General features: G+C 49.0%; 23 protein-coding genes. 7 read left to right on the forward strand and 16 right to left on the reverse strand.

The window, feature by feature from the left end; all coding sequences use genetic code 11:
• Nucleotides 1-57: 57 nt before the first annotated feature.
• The 7 genes from BST81_RS22005 to BST81_RS22035 all read right to left on the reverse strand — a co-directional run bounded on the left by BST81_RS22005 (nucleotide 58) and on the right by BST81_RS22035 (nucleotide 7257).
• Nucleotides 58-1263, reverse strand: coding sequence for a glycosyltransferase family 4 protein (locus tag BST81_RS22005; protein WP_253188437.1), 1206 nt, complete (start codon nucleotides 1261-1263; stop codon nucleotides 58-60).
• 466 nt (nucleotides 1264-1729) lie between these two features.
• The gene (locus tag BST81_RS22010; RefSeq protein WP_075600670.1) at nucleotides 1730-2074 is read right to left on the reverse strand and encodes a DUF1815 family protein; all 345 of its coding nucleotides are present in this window, start codon (nucleotides 2072-2074) and stop codon (nucleotides 1730-1732) included.
• A gap of 407 nt (nucleotides 2075-2481) precedes the next feature.
• Nucleotides 2482-3837 (reverse strand): hypothetical protein, encoded by a 1356-nt coding sequence (locus tag BST81_RS22015; protein ID WP_075600671.1) that lies wholly within the window; start codon nucleotides 3835-3837, stop codon nucleotides 2482-2484.
• Nucleotides 3838-4312: 475 nt separating this feature from the next.
• Entirely contained in the window at nucleotides 4313-5206 is an 894-nt protein-coding gene (locus BST81_RS22020) for a slipin family protein (protein WP_075600672.1), read from the reverse strand.
• Between the two features lie 30 nt (nucleotides 5207-5236).
• Complete coding sequence (locus BST81_RS22025) at nucleotides 5237-5590, reverse strand: hypothetical protein (RefSeq protein WP_075600673.1); 354 nt, start codon at nucleotides 5588-5590, stop codon at nucleotides 5237-5239.
• Nucleotides 5591-5602: 12 nt separating this feature from the next.
• On the reverse strand, nucleotides 5603-6181 hold the full coding sequence (locus tag BST81_RS22030; RefSeq protein ID WP_075600674.1) for a TIGR04376 family protein: 579 nt from the start codon (nucleotides 6179-6181) through the stop codon (nucleotides 5603-5605).
• A gap of 62 nt (nucleotides 6182-6243) precedes the next feature.
• Complete coding sequence (locus BST81_RS22035; RefSeq protein WP_075600675.1) at nucleotides 6244-7257, reverse strand: hypothetical protein; 1014 nt, start codon at nucleotides 7255-7257, stop codon at nucleotides 6244-6246.
• Nucleotides 7258-7506: 249 nt separating this feature from the next.
• Here BST81_RS22035 and psaI point away from each other — a divergent pair, with 249 nt between their 5' ends.
• Nucleotides 7507-7623, forward strand: coding sequence for a photosystem I reaction center subunit VIII (psaI, locus tag BST81_RS22040; protein WP_075600676.1), 117 nt, complete (start codon nucleotides 7507-7509; stop codon nucleotides 7621-7623).
• Between the two features lie 179 nt (nucleotides 7624-7802).
• Here psaI and BST81_RS22045 read toward each other — a convergent pair whose 3' ends face one another.
• From BST81_RS22045 to BST81_RS22070, 6 genes are all read right to left on the reverse strand, one after another.
• Nucleotides 7803-7916, reverse strand: a complete 114-nt coding sequence (locus tag BST81_RS22045) for a photosystem II reaction center protein J (RefSeq protein ID WP_075600677.1) — start codon at nucleotides 7914-7916, stop codon at nucleotides 7803-7805.
• Nucleotides 7917-7975: 59 nt separating this feature from the next.
• Nucleotides 7976-8095, reverse strand: a complete 120-nt coding sequence (locus BST81_RS22050) for a photosystem II reaction center protein L (protein ID WP_253188439.1) — start codon at nucleotides 8093-8095, stop codon at nucleotides 7976-7978.
• Between the two features lie 15 nt (nucleotides 8096-8110).
• Entirely contained in the window at nucleotides 8111-8245 is a 135-nt protein-coding gene (psbF, locus tag BST81_RS22055) for a cytochrome b559 subunit beta (RefSeq protein WP_075600679.1), read from the reverse strand.
• A gap of 84 nt (nucleotides 8246-8329) precedes the next feature.
• A complete protein-coding gene (psbE, locus tag BST81_RS22060) occupies nucleotides 8330-8578 on the reverse strand; it encodes a cytochrome b559 subunit alpha (RefSeq protein ID WP_075600680.1) in 249 nt (82 codons plus the stop codon).
• A 204-nt stretch (nucleotides 8579-8782) separates the two neighbouring features.
• Nucleotides 8783-9790: a photosynthesis system II assembly factor Ycf48 gene (locus BST81_RS22065; protein ID WP_075600681.1), complete on the reverse strand. Its 1008-nt coding sequence runs from the start codon at nucleotides 9788-9790 to the stop codon at nucleotides 8783-8785.
• A 67-nt stretch (nucleotides 9791-9857) separates the two neighbouring features.
• Nucleotides 9858-10193, reverse strand: a complete 336-nt coding sequence (locus BST81_RS22070; RefSeq protein ID WP_075600682.1) for a rubredoxin — start codon at nucleotides 10191-10193, stop codon at nucleotides 9858-9860.
• A 336-nt stretch (nucleotides 10194-10529) separates the two neighbouring features.
• Here BST81_RS22070 and ndhC point away from each other — a divergent pair, with 336 nt between their 5' ends.
• Genes ndhC through BST81_RS22085 form a run of 3 tightly spaced genes read left to right on the forward strand, consistent with a single transcriptional unit; the run spans nucleotide 10530 to nucleotide 12134 of the window.
• Nucleotides 10530-10892 carry a photosynthetic/respiratory NAD(P)H-quinone oxidoreductase subunit C gene (gene ndhC, locus BST81_RS22075; protein ID WP_075600683.1) on the forward strand — a complete coding sequence of 121 codons (363 nt, stop codon included), beginning with the start codon at nucleotides 10530-10532 and terminating at the stop codon, nucleotides 10890-10892.
• Between the two features lie 11 nt (nucleotides 10893-10903).
• The gene (locus BST81_RS22080) at nucleotides 10904-11620 is read left to right on the forward strand and encodes an NADH dehydrogenase subunit K (RefSeq protein WP_253188441.1); all 717 of its coding nucleotides are present in this window, start codon (nucleotides 10904-10906) and stop codon (nucleotides 11618-11620) included.
• Nucleotides 11613-12134, forward strand: coding sequence for an NAD(P)H-quinone oxidoreductase subunit J (locus tag BST81_RS22085; RefSeq protein WP_075600685.1), 522 nt, complete (start codon nucleotides 11613-11615; stop codon nucleotides 12132-12134). The genes BST81_RS22080 and BST81_RS22085 overlap by 8 nt, the downstream gene beginning before the upstream one ends.
• Before the next feature lie 106 nt (nucleotides 12135-12240).
• Here BST81_RS22085 and BST81_RS22090 read toward each other — a convergent pair whose 3' ends face one another.
• The gene (locus BST81_RS22090) at nucleotides 12241-12861 is read right to left on the reverse strand and encodes a chromophore lyase CpcT/CpeT (protein ID WP_075600686.1); all 621 of its coding nucleotides are present in this window, start codon (nucleotides 12859-12861) and stop codon (nucleotides 12241-12243) included.
• Nucleotides 12862-13154: 293 nt separating this feature from the next.
• Between BST81_RS22090 and BST81_RS22095 the strand changes: the two genes are divergently transcribed.
• A complete protein-coding gene (locus BST81_RS22095; RefSeq protein ID WP_075600687.1) occupies nucleotides 13155-13493 on the forward strand; it encodes a rhodanese-like domain-containing protein in 339 nt (112 codons plus the stop codon).
• Between the two features lie 39 nt (nucleotides 13494-13532).
• On the opposite strand, the gene BST81_RS22100 is transcribed toward BST81_RS22095, so the two are convergent.
• Nucleotides 13533-13979 (reverse strand): hypothetical protein, encoded by a 447-nt coding sequence (locus BST81_RS22100; RefSeq protein ID WP_075600688.1) that lies wholly within the window; start codon nucleotides 13977-13979, stop codon nucleotides 13533-13535.
• A 141-nt stretch (nucleotides 13980-14120) separates the two neighbouring features.
• On the opposite strand from BST81_RS22100, the gene dxr reads away from it, so the two are divergent.
• A complete protein-coding gene (dxr, locus tag BST81_RS22105) occupies nucleotides 14121-15314 on the forward strand; it encodes a 1-deoxy-D-xylulose-5-phosphate reductoisomerase (RefSeq protein ID WP_075600689.1) in 1194 nt (397 codons plus the stop codon).
• 18 nt (nucleotides 15315-15332) lie between these two features.
• On the opposite strand, the gene queA is transcribed toward dxr, so the two are convergent.
• Nucleotides 15333-16445, reverse strand: a complete 1113-nt coding sequence (gene queA, locus BST81_RS22110; protein ID WP_075600690.1) for a tRNA preQ1(34) S-adenosylmethionine ribosyltransferase-isomerase QueA — start codon at nucleotides 16443-16445, stop codon at nucleotides 15333-15335.
• 169 nt (nucleotides 16446-16614) lie between these two features.
• Between queA and BST81_RS22115 the strand changes: the two genes are divergently transcribed.
• Nucleotides 16615-17004 (forward strand): DUF732 domain-containing protein, encoded by a 390-nt coding sequence (locus tag BST81_RS22115; RefSeq protein WP_075600691.1) that lies wholly within the window; start codon nucleotides 16615-16617, stop codon nucleotides 17002-17004.

Genomic DNA, 17004 nt, shown 5'->3' on the forward strand with positions numbered 1-17004 from the left:
CCAGATGCTAGTGCATTCGGGCACAGCACTCGACCTGACAAGCTATGCCTCTGGAGTCTACTCAGACGTTAAAAGTTGTTGTAACTGCCGAGTAAAAGCATCAAATCCAAACAGGGCTAATGCCTGTTCCCGCAACCACACCCCATCGCAACGCTTTTGACCTCCCCTCAAGATCTCAATGCAGGCTACGGCAACAGCTTCCGGATCGCGATGGGGAACCTGCCAGCCCAGTTTGCCATCCTGGAGTGGATCCGCTGAGCCATCATCGTCTCCAGACAGCACAGGTTTACCACAAGCCATAGCCTCCAGATAAACAATGCCAAAACCCTCCTGGGAAGGCATAACATAGGCATCAGCCAATCGGTAATGGTCAACTAACTCGGAAGTGGGAACAAAGCCAGCAAAGATAACCCGATCGGCCACTCCCAGTTCCTGCGCCAAACGAGCCAGCCGTGGTTGATCATCGCCCCGGCCTACAACCAGGTATTTTACGGCAGGAAACCTCTGAGCAATGGCAGGCAAGGCTCGAATGGTCACATCAACACCCTTATAGGGATCGCCAGACCATAATCGAGCCACCGTCATCAACACCTGCGAATCTAAAAGATGATATTTTTCAAGCAACTGACGAGATTTAGGGCCTGGTGTAAAGGCTGCTCCATCCACAATGCAAGATAAAAGATGCCATTGTTCAGGATTTAAACCGTTGGCCGTGCAGGCCTGTTTAAGGCTATAGCGGCTAATTGTCCAGATAGAAGCAGCAGCCTGAAGCCCCTGTTTCATTCTTGAAGGCAAGGGATGCCATACTTCCTTGCCATAGGTAATCACCGTGTAGGGAATGCCGAAAGGTTGGCACAAAACCTGCACCAGAGGAACCAGGTTGACATGACCACAGAAAACACGCTGTGGACGATGTTGGAGCAGATAAGCCATCAGCTTGACTGCAAGATGAATGCGGCCCCATTGCGGCCAACGACTTTTGAAATAGGAGAAGTTTAACTGCTCAGACTGTAAGGAATTCCCACCCTGGGAAGCATCCCGCAAAATGAAAACATGCGCTTGGGGAACATTTTTGAGGGCGCTGTATGCCCTCAGCAAAGTTTGGATGTAAGACTGGATACCACCTTCAGTCTCGAAGACTTCGAGAAAGATAAAAGCATAGGAACCCAGGTGGCCTTTATTTTGAATCAATTGAACAATACCGATTAATACTGGCAGCTTAAAAATCGACCAGCTTTCAACTATCTCAGTCGCGATAGCCACAAGCAGCACAACAGTAACATACTGACAAGTATTGATACCAGAGGGTTGAGCCCTATAAACTCAATTAGGAAAATGTTTTTAAAGATCTTAAAGTTGTGACGTACTCCCGACGCTACTGCTGCATACAGCACTGACATCATCATTGCAGTACGAATAAGCCATAGTGGTGACAAGAGGCAACCTGTTTCGAATTCGCTTGACATAGCAAGAGTTGAGCAAGTTGGAGCGCAATGCTCAAGAGCCAGGGTATCGGTGCCGAGATGATTCGGGACTCCATCAAAGGCTTGTCGAATCTGCCTGTTTAGGGGGGCCATATATGACGACGCTCACCGTTCCGCTAGAGCACGGGACGATAGTCCCTCAAACTCCCCTTTTGTTAAAAAGACAAAACAAATACACAAAAAATATAGTCTCAAGCAGAAATAATTGCCTGAGACAAAAGTTAAACCCCTGAGTGAGCAGGCCCCTAGACCCCCTTAATCGCCACAGGAATGTAATCTGCAGGTTTAATCTGATACTTAACCAGATTGGCCAATTCCTGTAACTGATTGATAGCCTCGGCTCCCTCAAGCTTCATCAGTTCACGATCATCTCTCATTTCTGTCCAAGTGATCCCATAATCGGACACCAAAAATCGGATCAGATGATTGTCTCCCAGACTAACCATAAAGGAAGCACTGTTCATCTGGCCTCCACAGGTGTAACAGGATGCAAGATAGCCGCCCCTTTCCAGGACAATGGCTAGGGCCTGGAGATTCATCACCAAGTCCCGAACAAATTGCTTGTGCTGCTCTGCAAGTCTTAAAAACACGTCAGCCCTCCATTCACCACACCTAAAATTTTAGATCTTTTTTAGAATTTCTTAAGAATTGGCTTTGGGTGTTGCTATAGGCACTGTTACAGGTGGAGTCAATCTATTATAGCGTTAGCAGATTCCTTCATCGGTTTTTGGTTTTTCAGGTTCAGTGCTACCCCGTTAGCCTACCTGACTGGGCCACAATACAAGGTATCAAGAGCAACAATCAATCATTAGTTTACCCATTAATTCTCTAGCGAACTCCATGGACTAGAACCCAATACTCATTTGATAGGGGAAAGCTGCACTGTGGTGCAGTCAAACAAGAATTTGGGGAGTAGCTCCCAAAGTAATTTCCTACTTCACTGTCCCCAGCAACTTAGTTACAGAATCCGAAACAAGCCCTGGGATTCCGAAACAAATTACTTCCGCTTCTTTGAAGCTTTGGGAACTATTCGTGTTTTAGATTGTTGTTCCTGTTGTTCAGCCGCAATCAACTTATTGACAGCAGTCGCATTTCCTCGATAAATGGCAAGCTTCTGCTTGACAGCAGCCGAAATAAAAGTCTCATCCGGAATACTAGACAGGAGCGTGATAGATTTCTCGAGCTTAGCCTGGGAGCCCTGCAAGGTCGTGAGCGATCGCTTGGAACTCTGAACCGCTTTTATAGCCTCGTTTGCCAGTTTCCGAGCCGTACTAAAGTTTGTAACCGCAGCCTCTTCAACTTTTAGCCTTTGACGAACCGCTTTCAACTGAGAATCAATCTTCGCCAGTTCTTGCTCCTTTTGACGCCCAGCCAATCCTGGGGCGCTGGGTACAACACGCAGGAGGTTAGCAGCTTCCTGTAGCTGCTGCTCTGCCGCTCGCAGGGAATTAACATTTGTGGCATTTTCGGCAGTAACTGCCATAGCCTTCATTTCTTTGGCCTTATCCAGAACCTCATTTTGCTGAGAAACTACTAGGGAATGCCAACCAATAATGCCCAAGGTCAGGACTCCCAACCCAGCAATCGCCAGATTTCTCCCTGCTCTAAAATATGTCGTTGCAGATGGTTTCTCTAAAAGGTCTTCCCCATTAGCAAAAGACCCATCCTGATGAATATCTCCTTTTTCCAGGACAGGAAAGGGCTTGCCTGAACCTGCAGCCTCACCATTAAAGGTTGGCAAATTGACTACTCCTGGGCTGCCCCCCTCTGATGACCTCTCCAGAAAATTATCCTCAGCCAGAGAGAACTCATTTGAATCCTCAACCGGGTTTCTGACAGTACCATTACCATAAATATCAGAATCGGCGGCGGCTTTAGAACCCACTTCTTCAGGCTCTGAAGTCGGCAAGGCATCCAAAATTGAGTCCGCTTCATGCCCTGGCTCCGAGACGAGAGGGTGGGAAGCTTCAGCATACTCTACTGCTCCACCTGAAGAGAAGGAATCAGCCAGATTAATATCTTTCGGAACAGTTTCTTCCAAAGCCACAGCTACAGGATAAGGCTCCAGTAAAATCGTTTGACTCCAGGCAGGGGTGGACATACCCGATTGACGACCGTAGACAACCATCTTATCTACAGTATTTACTCCCAGGTTAACGATCGCTCCTCGAATAGCAGGCACCAGAGTTTGCTGATTCGGAACCTGTTCGGATTCAAGCAAGAGATGCAAACAACCTTCCTTTACCGCCGTCTTAGCCGTAATGCCGCTGGAGCGGAAAACCCGATTCAGAAGTACATCAATGGCCTGAATATTGCCTCGTCTTGCCAGGTCTAACAGGTTTTGATACGTCATAGCCAATGACCTTGAGAATAAATAGATGCAATTGCCAACTTACTTAAATGTTTATCCGAAGGGTTAAGCAATGCGAAACCAATCACCTGAAGACTCAGGACAAAGGAAAGGCTCCCACCCTTGAGTCACCCTACCTTAATATCTCAAAACTCTAAATTTTGCTAACATTTTTGCCCAACACAATGAAAGCATTCATTTAGACCAATCTCGACGACAAACGAACCCGTTCAGATAAACATGCCGATAGCAGTATATCTGATGAATAATCTAGCCGCACTTACCGCAAATCACAGGTATGAAATCAAACTTAAGAGAATCAAAGACAAATAGGCTGAAAGATTAAACATTCCACCAGGCGCATCCTACTCGACCGGAAATCTTTATCGGTTAACTGAATCAGTAAACTGACTTAACTTTGTAAGAAATCAATCTTGCATGAGGCGACCTGATTCAACAAGTAAACACCTTGCAGATCTTAGATATTTTGAGCGTTCAAATCCTCGCTGCTAGAACCTTTCCAACTATCTGCTTCAATGCTTTCTGGAAGATCTTGCGGACTCAAAACTTCTACGATTTCAGAAGAACTCTCTAATTCTGTAGTCTGACCTGCTTCATCAGACGATCCTCGCGACCACCGCTGGGCCAGATTAATAAAATCAGAAGGTATCATGATGACAGTCGTTGTATTGTTTTCAGCGCCAATTTCTGTCAGCATCTGCAATCGACGCAATTCTAGAGCCGCTGGATTTTTGGATATATTTTGTGCTGCTTGAGATAATCGCAACGAGGCTTCCTTTTCAGCCGCTGCTTTAATCAGGCGAGCCCGTTTTTCTCGAATTGCCTCAGCTTCTTTAGCCATAGCTCGCTGCATTGAGGAGGGGATTTCTACATCCTTCATTTCCACCCGCTCAATCACAACACCCCAGGGTTCAGTAATTTCATCAACAATTTCCTGAACTTTGACGTTAATTTTATCTCGGTTCTGTAAAACATCATCCAGAATATTCTGGCCCACCACATTACGGAGAGTGGTCAAAGCGATCTGATAGACAGCCATTTGATAATTCTCGACTCGATTAATCGCTTTAGAAGGATCGATAATCCGATAGTAGAGAACTGCATTCACCTTAATCGTGACACTATCCGCAGTCACGGTTTCCTGGGGTTCAATATTCACGGTTTTCGTCCGAACATCCACCAGGGTTTTCTGATCAATCCCAGGCATAATCCAATAGATCCCTGGCCCCAAAACCCCTTTAACCCGTCCCAGACGAAAAATCACACCTCGCTGATATTCTCGATCGATCCTGATCCCAGCAATGCCCAAAGCAACAATAAACACAATGAGCGGGGTTAGTACAGGTCCCATCGCAACCGACCCAAACTCTACAGGTCCATTCTAGGGTCGTTCACCAGGAAAAGCGAGATGGATGATCCCCAAAGCCCTTTCCAAAATTAAAGGCTGTCTAATGGCCAGAAAATTAATGACCCAACAGGTGGTCCCCAGAGACAGGAGGATATAGGTTGGAGGCATCACCACCCCGATCACCAACCAAGTTAATACGTGCAAAACCATCGCCAGAGCGGGAAGCATAGCTGCCATAGCAAGCATCTGAAGCTGTTTAACCGGTCGGCTGAAATAGACACAGGCCAAGGTCAACAGCGTCATGATCAAATTCAGGGGTACCAGTAAAGCGCAGATAGCAATACAGTGAGTCCGCGAGAATTCCAACAAATCACCCAATTGAATCATCAGATTTTTTCCTTACTGTCCCATGTTGCGTTTAAGCTGATTCAGCTCTTCTTCCGTTTCCCATCGCTTGAACTGGGCTTCAAGCGGGTCCGGCTGGCCGAAGCTATTATAGGTAGTGTTTTGGTTCCATGCTGTTGATTGCCAGGACTGCTCCGTCCGGGCCTTACTTTGCTCAGCCTGAAGCTGGGCAATTTTTGTCTGAATTTCCTGCCGCCGGAGCTGAATTTTACGCTGCAGTTCTTCAGCCTGTTTCTTGCGCTCCTTTAGCCCCTGCATCTGCCCCCAGAGCTGATTACCTTGACGCAGGAGAGCCGCTTCCCGTTCTTGCGCGGGCTGGACCAAATCTGTACGACCAGCAGCCTTGGCTTTGTCAATGCGGATATGCCAGCGTTGAATTTCCTGGGCGGTTGCAAGAATCTCTTCCTGAAGCCGTTTATCTTGCAACTGGAGATCTGCCCTCAGTTGCAGCGTTGTTTCTTCCTGTTCTCGAAGTTGCTCTTCTAAAGCCTGCAGCTCAAGCTGAGGGTTATTACGGACAAATTCTTCCAGGCGAGTTTCCAAAAATTGGCTGAAGTCTTCGAACAAACCCATCGCAGGGCCCCCAGGATCATACTTTCCTCCCCAATGGTAGCAATAGTCATCCTGACTTCTGATTAAAACTTTTGCCCAATATAGATCGAGCGAATCTCACCATTACGACGAATCACCGCTTCCTGACTCGTAACTTTGACCAAGGTCCACCCACTAGCCCCAATACTCTCACCAATAGCAATCCGCTGAGCCGTCCCATTGAACTCAAACAGAGCAGCCGATCGCTTACCCAGTTCCATAATTCCAACCAGGGTATGAATCACCGCTGGAGCCGGAGGGGCAACGGCAACCGGAGGCGCAGCAGGGAAAGATACTGGAGGTTGAACCGATGCTGTGGACAGACTCGGCAGATTAGAGGCCAGTTGCGGTTGTTGATAAATCGGAATGTAGACCCGTTCCAAAACCTTAGGCATCCGATTCCCATTCAGATCAGCAGGAATTGGCACCGTCGGTAAGTTACTGACCTGGGAAACTTCTGGGACGGATTTAACCTGCAGAGCCGTCGATTGGGAAGCCACGGTAGTCTGGTCAATTAATTCCAGAGACCGCTGCATATAACTGATAAATTGCCCATCCAGCGCGACCTGAGGATTATGGGATGAGGTCGAAGTCACTGGCCCTGGCTGAGGCCCCAAGGCAGCAATGAACGGCAGCCAATTCAACTTACCCTGGCTTGCCAGTCCCAGCAGCCCCGTTAAGAACAGAGACAGGCAGGCTACGGTCAAAAGCAATTTATCCAGCAGGTAACCCGATCGCCGATCATTCTCTCCTTCCGAAGCCCTCGCAGTTGCCCCAATATTCAGTGTGCTTTCCGGTTGAGCCAGAGCTAACCCACCAGGCACTGGTAGCGCAGGTGGAAGAACAATACTGGACAAAGGGAGGGGCTGGATAGACACATATTCTGGGGAGATCAGGTCGGTTGAGGCTGCTGCTCCTCCCTGCAGAATCTGATCTACATCCTCAAATAGCTCGTCCATCAAGTTGTCGGCATAGGATTCGATCGACCAGGGTTGCAAAGACAGCGGTTCTTCTGCCTGTCCAGGGGAAATCTTATGAGTAATGACATCTTGAGACATAGATCTTCTTAACCAACTACCAGGTGCCTAAAATATAGCGTCAAAATTTAAAACTTCAACCGGATCCCGCAACGAATAGTGTAACCCCCGATCATCCATCTATCAGATACCCATTGCCACATGCAGCTCAAGAAACATGCAGCCCTCCAAAACCTGGAAGATGGAAGTTAAAAATTCTTAGCATTAATTGTCTACAGATCCACAGTAAATTCGACCTAGTATCTTTATCTCTAGATAGGAAACTTTACTATGGCAGCATCCTATTTGCCTTCCATTTTCGTTCCCCTCGTTGGTTTAGTTTTTCCGGCAGTCACCATGGCCCTTCTTTTCCTCTATGTTGAGAGAGAAGACCCCGCCGGTATCTAAAAAGCCCATAACAACCCTATAACCATGCAAAAGGCCGCTGATTAAATAATCAGCGGCCTTTTAGCTCAGGATTTTGAGTTTCCTATCCTTGAATTCATCCCATGGAAGTATATTATTCCAGGACTACCTGAGGATGGGGAGCCCTATATGTGTAGGACTCCCAAGGTCAATCAAACAAATCAGCTAGCAGAACCAATGCCTGCGTAAGCCCCGTAGAAGAAGAGCCCCACAATTGTAATTACCCCTAAACCTGCGATCGTTGCAACGACCCAGAGCGGAATCCTTCCAGACACAGTTTTTACCTCTTAAGCTAATTCAAAATGAGATTGTGCAAAACCAGTTCAGTAGCGCGTTAGTTGAAGAAGTAGCTTGAGAACAGGATCCCAAGTACGAAAACCAACAATAACCCCAGGTACAGAGAGGTGCGATTCAGCTCAACAGGCTGTTTATTTGGATTGGGAGTTCTAGTCATTGGCATTGGCTTAACCTATCGATGAATAAACTGCATGGATGCGATCGCGCCCAAAAAGAAAATTGTCGGAACTGCAAGTGTGTGAACTGCGAGCCATCTCACCGTAAAAATAGGATAGGAGATGGGTTGATTCGGTGTGTTGCTGGTCATAGTCTCAAACCGGATATCTTTTGATAAAGGGCAAGTTTAATTACCTTCAACAGTTTCTAAGATTTGGAGCATCCAATCTAGAAACTATTTCGGAATGTAGTTTTCAATCTGCTGCTTGGCTTGAAAGCGATTGTTGACGATAGGAACTTCCTGGCGCTCTTGAGTAAAGTACTCATTAGGGCGAGGTGTACCAAATACGTCATAGGCCAGGCCTGTGCTCACGAACAACCAGCCTGCAATGAATAGAGCCGGAATTGTAATGCTATGAATGACCCAGTAGCGAATACTGGTAATGATGTCTGAAAATGGACGCTCTCCAGTTGAACCGGACATACTTAGATCCCTCCCTCTACTATGAGAAGCATTAACAAAAACTCAACATTTATCATACGAAACCTGGGAAACAGTCACAAGCTCTTAACACATCTAAAATAGTACGCTGAGCTATTAAGTTCTGTGCCAGGTCGGGTGAGAAGCCCTGGACTTCAGGAGAAAGTCGAGAGGCTTCCCGACTTAAACACCTGACATTTCGGATTTCTAGGCAGCGGAAGCTGGAGCCTGGTACTTCAGGAGAGTTCCCTGCTGGCCCATAATGAAACCCTGATTTGGGTTAAAGAAAACAACCTTATACAGATTAGAGGGAATATCCTCTACCTCCCGATCTTTTTGCCAGGTTTTACCACCATCGAAACTACAAAGCAGGTTGCCACTTCCGCCAGTAACCCAGACTTCTTCGGGCGTGCGATAAGCCATATCTAACAAGCCCCAGCTTGTGGCCGCTTCAGGGCTAACAGCCTTATCCCATTCCTCCACACCAGCAGAAGTGCTGAACTGAATTTGCCCTCCCCGGGCCAGCATCCAGAGCCGACCATCGGGTGTAAAGCCCATATTCTGAACGCGACGGGAACTATTGCGGTTGTGGGGAACCCAGGTCTCTTGACCCGGTTCCCAGATGGAATAGAAATTACCTTTGGCGGATACCGCAACGTACTTACCGTCTGTCGATCGGGAGATGTTACGAATCACACCCACTGCTTGCTGCACCAACGCCTTCCAGGTTTTACCCCCATCCATCGTCTTATAGATTGCCCCAATATCCGTTGTCATCTGTGCTGAGAGTTGCCCCAGAGACAGGATGGTACTGGGAGAACCCGGCAACTTTTCGCTCAAAGGAACCCTGGACCAGGACTTACCCTCATCAGTGGTATGCAACAGAATGGAGGGCTGACCCGTTACCCAGCCTTCCTTATCCCGAAAACTAACGGATGTAAAACGATATCGCTGGTCCCCCAGTTGCAGCACTTTAGGCTGCCAGTTCTCTCCACCATCCACCGTTTCCAGGATGGTAGAATCACTGCCTACAAGCCAACCATGCTGAGGAGAGCCAAAGCTTATGTCATAGAGGGTAGCCTCGGTGGGCACACTAATCGCTTTCCAGGGATTGTAGGTAGTAGAGGGCAGATAAGAGTTAGCACAGGCCGTAGAGGCCCAAAAAACCATCAGTACTGCGACAATTTTCGCCAAACTTTTTCTAATCGCTTGCATCTCGTTCCAAAGGTATGTCACTTGTTCAAGGGTATATCTAAAGTAATTCTGGGGAATCCTGGTGCACTCAACGAAGACCGTACAGGCTCAAAAAGAAGAGCACAGCCAGGGCCAGGGCACCAAAAATCAGAATATTTTTCTGGCCTGGGGTCAAACTATTCACGCCCAGACCGTAACCCAGGTTCTCCCTAAATCCGGAAGGGGTTCCCAGAGGGCCAATACTTTTAAACTGCTTAGTCCGGGCACCACAAACTGGACATCGCCAGTTAATCGGTAAACTATCAAAGGCAGTACCAGCAGATATGTTCTGCTTGTCATCACCTTTAACAGGCTCATAAACGTAACCACAAGCCTGACACTCGTAACGATCGAGCATTTTTGGATCTACAACTTCAGTGCTCATGCCTACCTGGTGCTCATACTGAGAAAGGGTGATCAAATCTTAAAAATATCTGTAGGAATTATGACACAGAGCGCTTACCATACTTTCAAATACTTTTTGAGTTCTCCTGGCGTCTTATGATATCGGCAAAATCCATAGAGCGGCAGACATAGAAGCAATAGAAATCCACAGGGATCGTGATCAGCAGATTACTTGATCAGGAATATATACTCAGAGTTAGCATTTCCTAAGTGGTTCATTCAGGATTTAGAGGGTTTTGCAGCTCTGTCCTCTGGATCAGACATGTCAGAATAGTTAAGGTAATTTTTGTCCATCACTAGCAGGTAGAGACTTACTGTGTTTGTTCTTAGCGGCTATGAGTACCTGTTGGGCTTCTTGATTGTATGCAGCCTGCTGCCTGTAGCAGCATTAGTCATGTCCAGGTTGCTTAGCCCCAAACCGATCGCTCCCTCCCGGCGGACAACTTATGAATCAGGCATTGAGCCTACAGGGGGTGCCTGGATTCAGTTCAATATTCGTTACTACATGTTTGCCCTGGTTTTTGTCATTTTTGACGTTGAAACTGTTTTCTTATACCCCTGGGCAGTCGCTTTTAATCGCCTGGGCTTGCTCGCTTTTATTGAAGCTCTAATTTTTATCGCGATTCTGGTTATTGGCCTCGTTTATGCTTGGCGGAAAGGAGCTCTAGAATGGTCATAAATCAAAGTTCAATGCTGCAACCCGGGGAAAGCTTGCTGAACCCGATCGAGCGGCCCCAGGTTACGCAGGAGCTCTCCGAAAATGTGATCCTGACTACGGTCGATGACCTCTACAACTGGGCTCGCCTCTCCAGCCTGTGGCCCCTCCTGTACGGAACAGCCTGCTGCTTTATCGAATTCGCAGCCCTGATTGGTTCTCGGTTCGACTTCGATCGCTTTGGTCTGATTCCCAGAGCCACCCCCCGCCAGGCAGACTTAATCATTACAGCGGGCACCATTACGATGAAAATGGCTCCAGCTCTGGTGCGACTGTACGAGCAGATGCCAAATCCCAAGTATGTAATTGCTATGGGAGCCTGTACAATCACAGGCGGCATGTTCAGTGTCGATTCTCCAAGCGCTGTCCGGGGTGTTGACAAGTTGATCCCAGTCGATGTCTATCTACCTGGCTGCCCTCCACGCCCAGAAGCGATTATTGATGCCATTATCAAGCTACGCAAGAAAATTACTAACGACTCCCTGCAAGAGCGAGGGCGGCTGGATCAAACCCATCGCTACTACACAGCTCCTCACAAAATGAAGGTCGTTTCCCCGATTCTGACAGGCCAATATCTGCAATCCGATGCCCGTCAGGCTCCCCCGAAAGAACTGATGGACGCGATCGGCATGCCTGTTCCACCAGCTCTGATGTCGGCTGCCACACAGAAAGAGGAGGTTTCCCGTGGCTGAAGAGCAAATTCAACCCACCCCAGGATCTTCCTTGGCTGAAGCTGGTTCTGTTTCTCGCTGGTTGATAGATAATGGTTTTGACCACGAAACCCTGGAACGAGATCAATCCGGGGTAGAGGTTCTTAAGGTCGATCGAGATTTCCTGGTGCCGATCGCCACTGCCCTTTACGCCTATGGGTTTAACTACCTGCAGTGTCAGGGTGGATATGACCTCGGTCCAGGGCAGGATCTGGTCAGTTTCTATCACCTGGTTAAAGTCAGCAATGATGTGAGTCAGGTGGAAGAAGTCCGTCTTAAAGTGTTCCTACCCAGACAGGACCCCCGCATTGCTTCAGTCTATTGGATCTGGAAGGCAGCGGATTTCCAGGAACGGGAAGCCTATGACATGTATGGCATTGTCTACGAAGGGCATCCCAACCTGAAACGAATTCTCATGCCAGAGGATTGGGTGGGTTGGCCTCTACGCAAGGACTATATTTCACCCAATTTCTACGAACTCCAGGATGCCTATTAAGGTAATTTCTGCCTAACCAAATACCTGTAGGGGTATGTCACCGTACCCCTAGAAGCATCTCTCACGGTGAATTTTTTCTAAAAAACCTCCTCGGTTCAAGGCATAGTTAACGCATTGTGCTCTGTGGGGTTCGCTTAAACTTGTAGGATTCAGTTCCAGCCCCCCAAACTTGTTTGCCCGCTGCATCAAAGCCCCGGTCCCAGGTTTCCATTCCCTCAGCCGTCAGCAAAACCCGATTGGTGATTCGGACAGCCCCTTTATATTGAGCTGGACATCCATCTGCTGGCGTGCGACCCCAATAGGCCGAGCCAGATTTTTTCAAGAACACGCTACACACCGGAGTCCCAATATCTGGCCAGCTCACCTTTCTTTCCATCAGGGGGCGATCGCAAAAGCCCACCCAACGCGGCAAATCCTTAGGCTTGAACGCTAGGGACTCTACACTCCGGCCATCAAATGCTGGTGCAAGTTGGAGGAATCTTTGTCGGTAAGGTTTACCCGGTCGGGAAACCAGGAACTGTTCCTGGTAAAGAAAGAAGACTGGCGATCGTCGCGCAGCAGGAATTTCGTCTAAGTTAACTTGACAGGCCACAAGTTTGACATTGGAAACCTCTGAATTCACTGCCGCCTGGGCAGAAGTATCCATCGTTCCAACCAGGAAAGAAACGACTTCTTCCACCTGCTGCCCCATCGAAGTGATTTCATTCGCCCTGATTGGGGCTGCCATGTGGATACTTGCTGTCCACAAGCAAATTCCGATGGGGATCCCCCATGATCGAGCCTGACCTGCCATAGAGCGCAACACCTCCAGCAAAATGCTGCGTACAATTGTATAGACTCCCAGGTATGATCGACGAAATCCAGCCAGCAAATCAGAGGGCTAGATAAACAGTAGCTGGAAAGAATAGTCGCTGGAGAAAAAAGTCTGGTCAAGCAGTTCTCCCGACCACCGGAATGAATTCTACCCGATCAGGAATGACCTTCCTGGCAAAAATTTGTCCCTGAGGAAAAATAGCACCCATGCAGCAAGTGCAGGAAATCAGCGTTAAGGCGCTCGCCGAACGAATGCAATCTGAAGACAACGTTCAACTGGTGGATGTGCGAGAGCCCCAGGAACTGGAGATGGCCAGTATTGAGGGCTTTGACAACTTTCCCCTGAGCCGATTTTCTGAATGGGGAGAGCAGATTAAGACCCGGCTTGATCCCGACCTTGAGACTCTGGTGATCTGTCATCACGGCATGAGATCGGCCCAGATGTGCCAGTGGTTAATCGGACAAGGATTTACTAACGTCAAGAATGTGGCTGGCGGCATTGACGCCTACTCAGTGCTGGTCAATCCACAGGTGCCGCGATATTAACCGCCAGACAGCCAGACCAGGGATATCAGCCCCGTTAGGCTAACAAGCCATTGCGGTCAGAAACAGGTCATTATCCAAAATCATGGCCTCCAGAAGAACCCGATCGAGGGCTGAAATGCTCCGCATCAGCTTCTCTCTGGCATCCTGATTGAGCCACATCTGTTCGGAGACGACCACCTGAAAGTCTTGTCCACGAACAAATCCATCCTGACGCAGAACTCGGATGGCAGAGACTAAGGTTTGCTTTCGCATTTTCAGGTAGAGCTTAGGTTCATAGCAATTTTTGAGCACCCAAGCACAGGTTTCGGCATCGGTTCTTGCCAATTGATGCATTGCTGCCGTGAACAAATCAGCCACATATTTCGCCCCCATCAGCGCAGTGAAAGGCTGCTGGAAGAGGAGGATGATATTCCGATCCTGAGTTTTCAGGGCGTCAACCATTAACTCGGTATGTAATTTGAAATCGGTAGAGCTGACACTATTCATAGCTATTCTTATGCATTCTTGCTCACATCCTAAGGAGAGAAAGTGAAAAACCAGTGAAACAAATTCCCCCCGGTGGCAAAAACCTAGCGGAGTGGCGTGGCATTGCCATATAGTTAGATTGCGGTCAATTCTTAAGCAATTGTGAAAGCGATTACCATCCTAGGTTCTACCGGTTCCATCGGCACTCAGACGCTGGAGATCGTCACCCAGTATCCGGAACAGTTTCGGGTAATTGGGTTAGCCACAGGGCGCAATGTAGCCATGCTGGCAGCTCAGATCCGGCAATTCCGGCCTCAAATTGCAGCCATTCGTGAGGCCGATCAGCTGGCGGATTTGCGGGCCGCTGTCGCCGATGTCACCCCCCAGCCGATTCTGTTGGGGGGTGAGGCCGGAGTGACAGAAGTTGCCCGCTATGGAGAAGCTGAAGCCGTTGTCACTGGAATCGTCGGCTGCGCGGGCCTATTGCCCACGATCGCGGCGATCGAAGCCGGTAAAGATATCGCCCTAGCCAACAAAGAAACCCTGATTGCAGGGGGGCCAGTTGTTTTACCCCTGATTCAAAAACACGGCATCAAATTGCTCCCAGCCGATTCAGAACACTCGGCTATTTTTCAATGCCTCCAGGGCGTTCCCCAGGGAGGATTACGGCGGATTTTGTTAACCGCTTCTGGGGGAGCCTTCCGGGATTGGCCGGTGGAAAAACTTGCTGAAGTCAAGGTTGCTGATGCGCTGAAACATCCCAACTGGTCGATGGGCCGCAAGATCACTGTGGATTCAGCAACATTGATGAATAAAGGGCTGGAAGTCATCGAAGCCCACTTTCTCTTCGGCATGGATTATGACGATATTGAAATCGTCATCCACCCCCAAAGCATCATCCATTCTCTGATTGAGCTGCAGGACACCTCCGTACTAGCCCAATTGGGTTGGCCCGATATGCGACTCCCCCTGCTTTACGCCCTTTCCTGGCCAGAACGCATCCACACAGACTGGCCCCAACTCGATCTGGTAAAAGCCGGAGACCTGACCTTCCGGGCTCCCGATCACCAGAAGTATCCCTGCATGCAACTAGCCTATGCCGCTGGTCGAGCGGGTGGCTCCATGCCTGCCGTCCTGAATGCAGCCAACGAACAGGCCGTGGCCCTCTTCCTGGATGAGCAGATCCGATTCCTGGATATTCCCCGGGTGATCGAACAGACCTGCGATCGTTACCAGGCCCAAAACCGTCCAGATCCTCATCTGGAAGATATTCTAGACGCCGATCGCTGGGCCAGACAGGCTGTCCTGGAAGCGAGCCAAACCCTCCAATCCAGCCCGGTGATTTCTGTTTGTTAAGAACTTCTTGCGACCGGCCTATCCCTGCCTTGCCTCCGGCAGAATCAACATGGCATCCCCAAAGGAAAAAAATCGATACTGGTGATCAATCGCCTCTCGATAAAGATCCAGCAAGCGTTGACGACCGATCAGGGCACTCACCAACATCAACAAGCTGGAACAAGGCAGGTGAAAATTAGTCACCAAGCCATCCACTACCTGCCATTGATAGCCCGGGTAGATAAACAAATCCACTTTGCCTGAGAGAGGACACAATTCCCCAGATTGGGCCGCCCCTTCCAGCGATCGGGTCGCGGTTGTTCCTACAGCAATCACCCGCCCGCCCCGAGCTTTGGTCCGACGAACCCGTTCCACGGTCTCTGGTGACACCTCTACCCATTCGCTGTGCATCTTGTGATCCGTAATATCCGCCGTTTCCACCGGGCGAAAAGTTCCCACACCCACATGTAAGGTGATGATCGCCCGATCGATGCCCTGATGCTGCAACCGCTCCAACAGCTCTGGTGTGAAGTGTAATCCGGCAGTTGGAGCGGCAGCAGACCCTGGCTTCTCAGCATAAACCGTCTGATATTGCTCTGAACTAGCTTGAGACTGGGTGATATAAGGGGGCAGAGGCATCTGACCCAATCGTTCCAAATGGTCCTCCAGGGACTGTTCTGGCGGCAAGTCAAATTCCAAAATCCGTCCCCCGGTGGCGTCATCCACAGCCACGACCATAGCGCGTAAAAGGGGTTGGATTGCCTCAGACATTGGTCTGGCATGGACCGGCTCGCCGAAAAGAATCTCCGCCCCCAGTTTCAGTCGTCTCCCCGGCTTCACCAGAGCCACCCAACGATGAGGGGCCTGCTTCTCCAAGAGCAAGACTTCGATCGCAGCTCCACTAGCTTTATAGCCATACAATCGAGCCGGTATTACCCGGGTATCATTCAAAACCAGCAAATCTCCTGAGCGCAGGAAATTCGGTAATTCCCGGAAAATGTGATGACTATAATCTGTCGGAGATTTGACCACTAGCAGCCTGGAGGTATCACGGGGAACCACCGGATTCTGAGCAATCAGCCCCTCCGGCAGGTCATAGTCATACGCAGTCAGCAGTCGATCAGCGGCGTCAGCTTTATACCCATTCATCATCAGTTTAATATTCGGTATACACCAGCCCTAAACAGCCATTAAGCATTGTGTCCGCTCCAGAACCAGTAAGTTGGGGGAAAACACCTATATCAGGTCGGGGGCTTCTCCCCTATGGATTTACAGCAACCTCCGCAAGAATAAAGGAGTAGCATCTGTTTGGTTTGCAGTTATGGAGTACATTTATTACCTCTCAAACGCCAGCCTCACCTTGAGGGTTGTCGAACACCTACATGCTGCGCCTCAATTGCCAGTTCGGTTCATGACCGTAATTCACCAAATTGACGGCTGGATTGTCAAGATTAAGTTGAGCCGTCCTCTGAACGCTCAAGACGATGGAGATTTCCGTGCCTATCTGAATGAATTAGGGATTCCCTACGAACCTGAAATCAGAATTCAGATGGCCCTCTGGAGCCTGGAAACTGGTCAATCTGCAGTAGAGGTGATGCGGTGTTATCAGGTTGCGATCGTTTCCCATGGAAATCCTGATCGCAGTGAAATCGAAGAATTTCGCAAGCAATTCGTAATGGGACTGGGCTACTGCCCGGAGACATTAGCCTGA

It is taken from the genome of Leptolyngbya sp. 'hensonii', from assembly GCF_001939115.1.
GTDB lineage: Bacteria > Cyanobacteriota > Cyanobacteriia.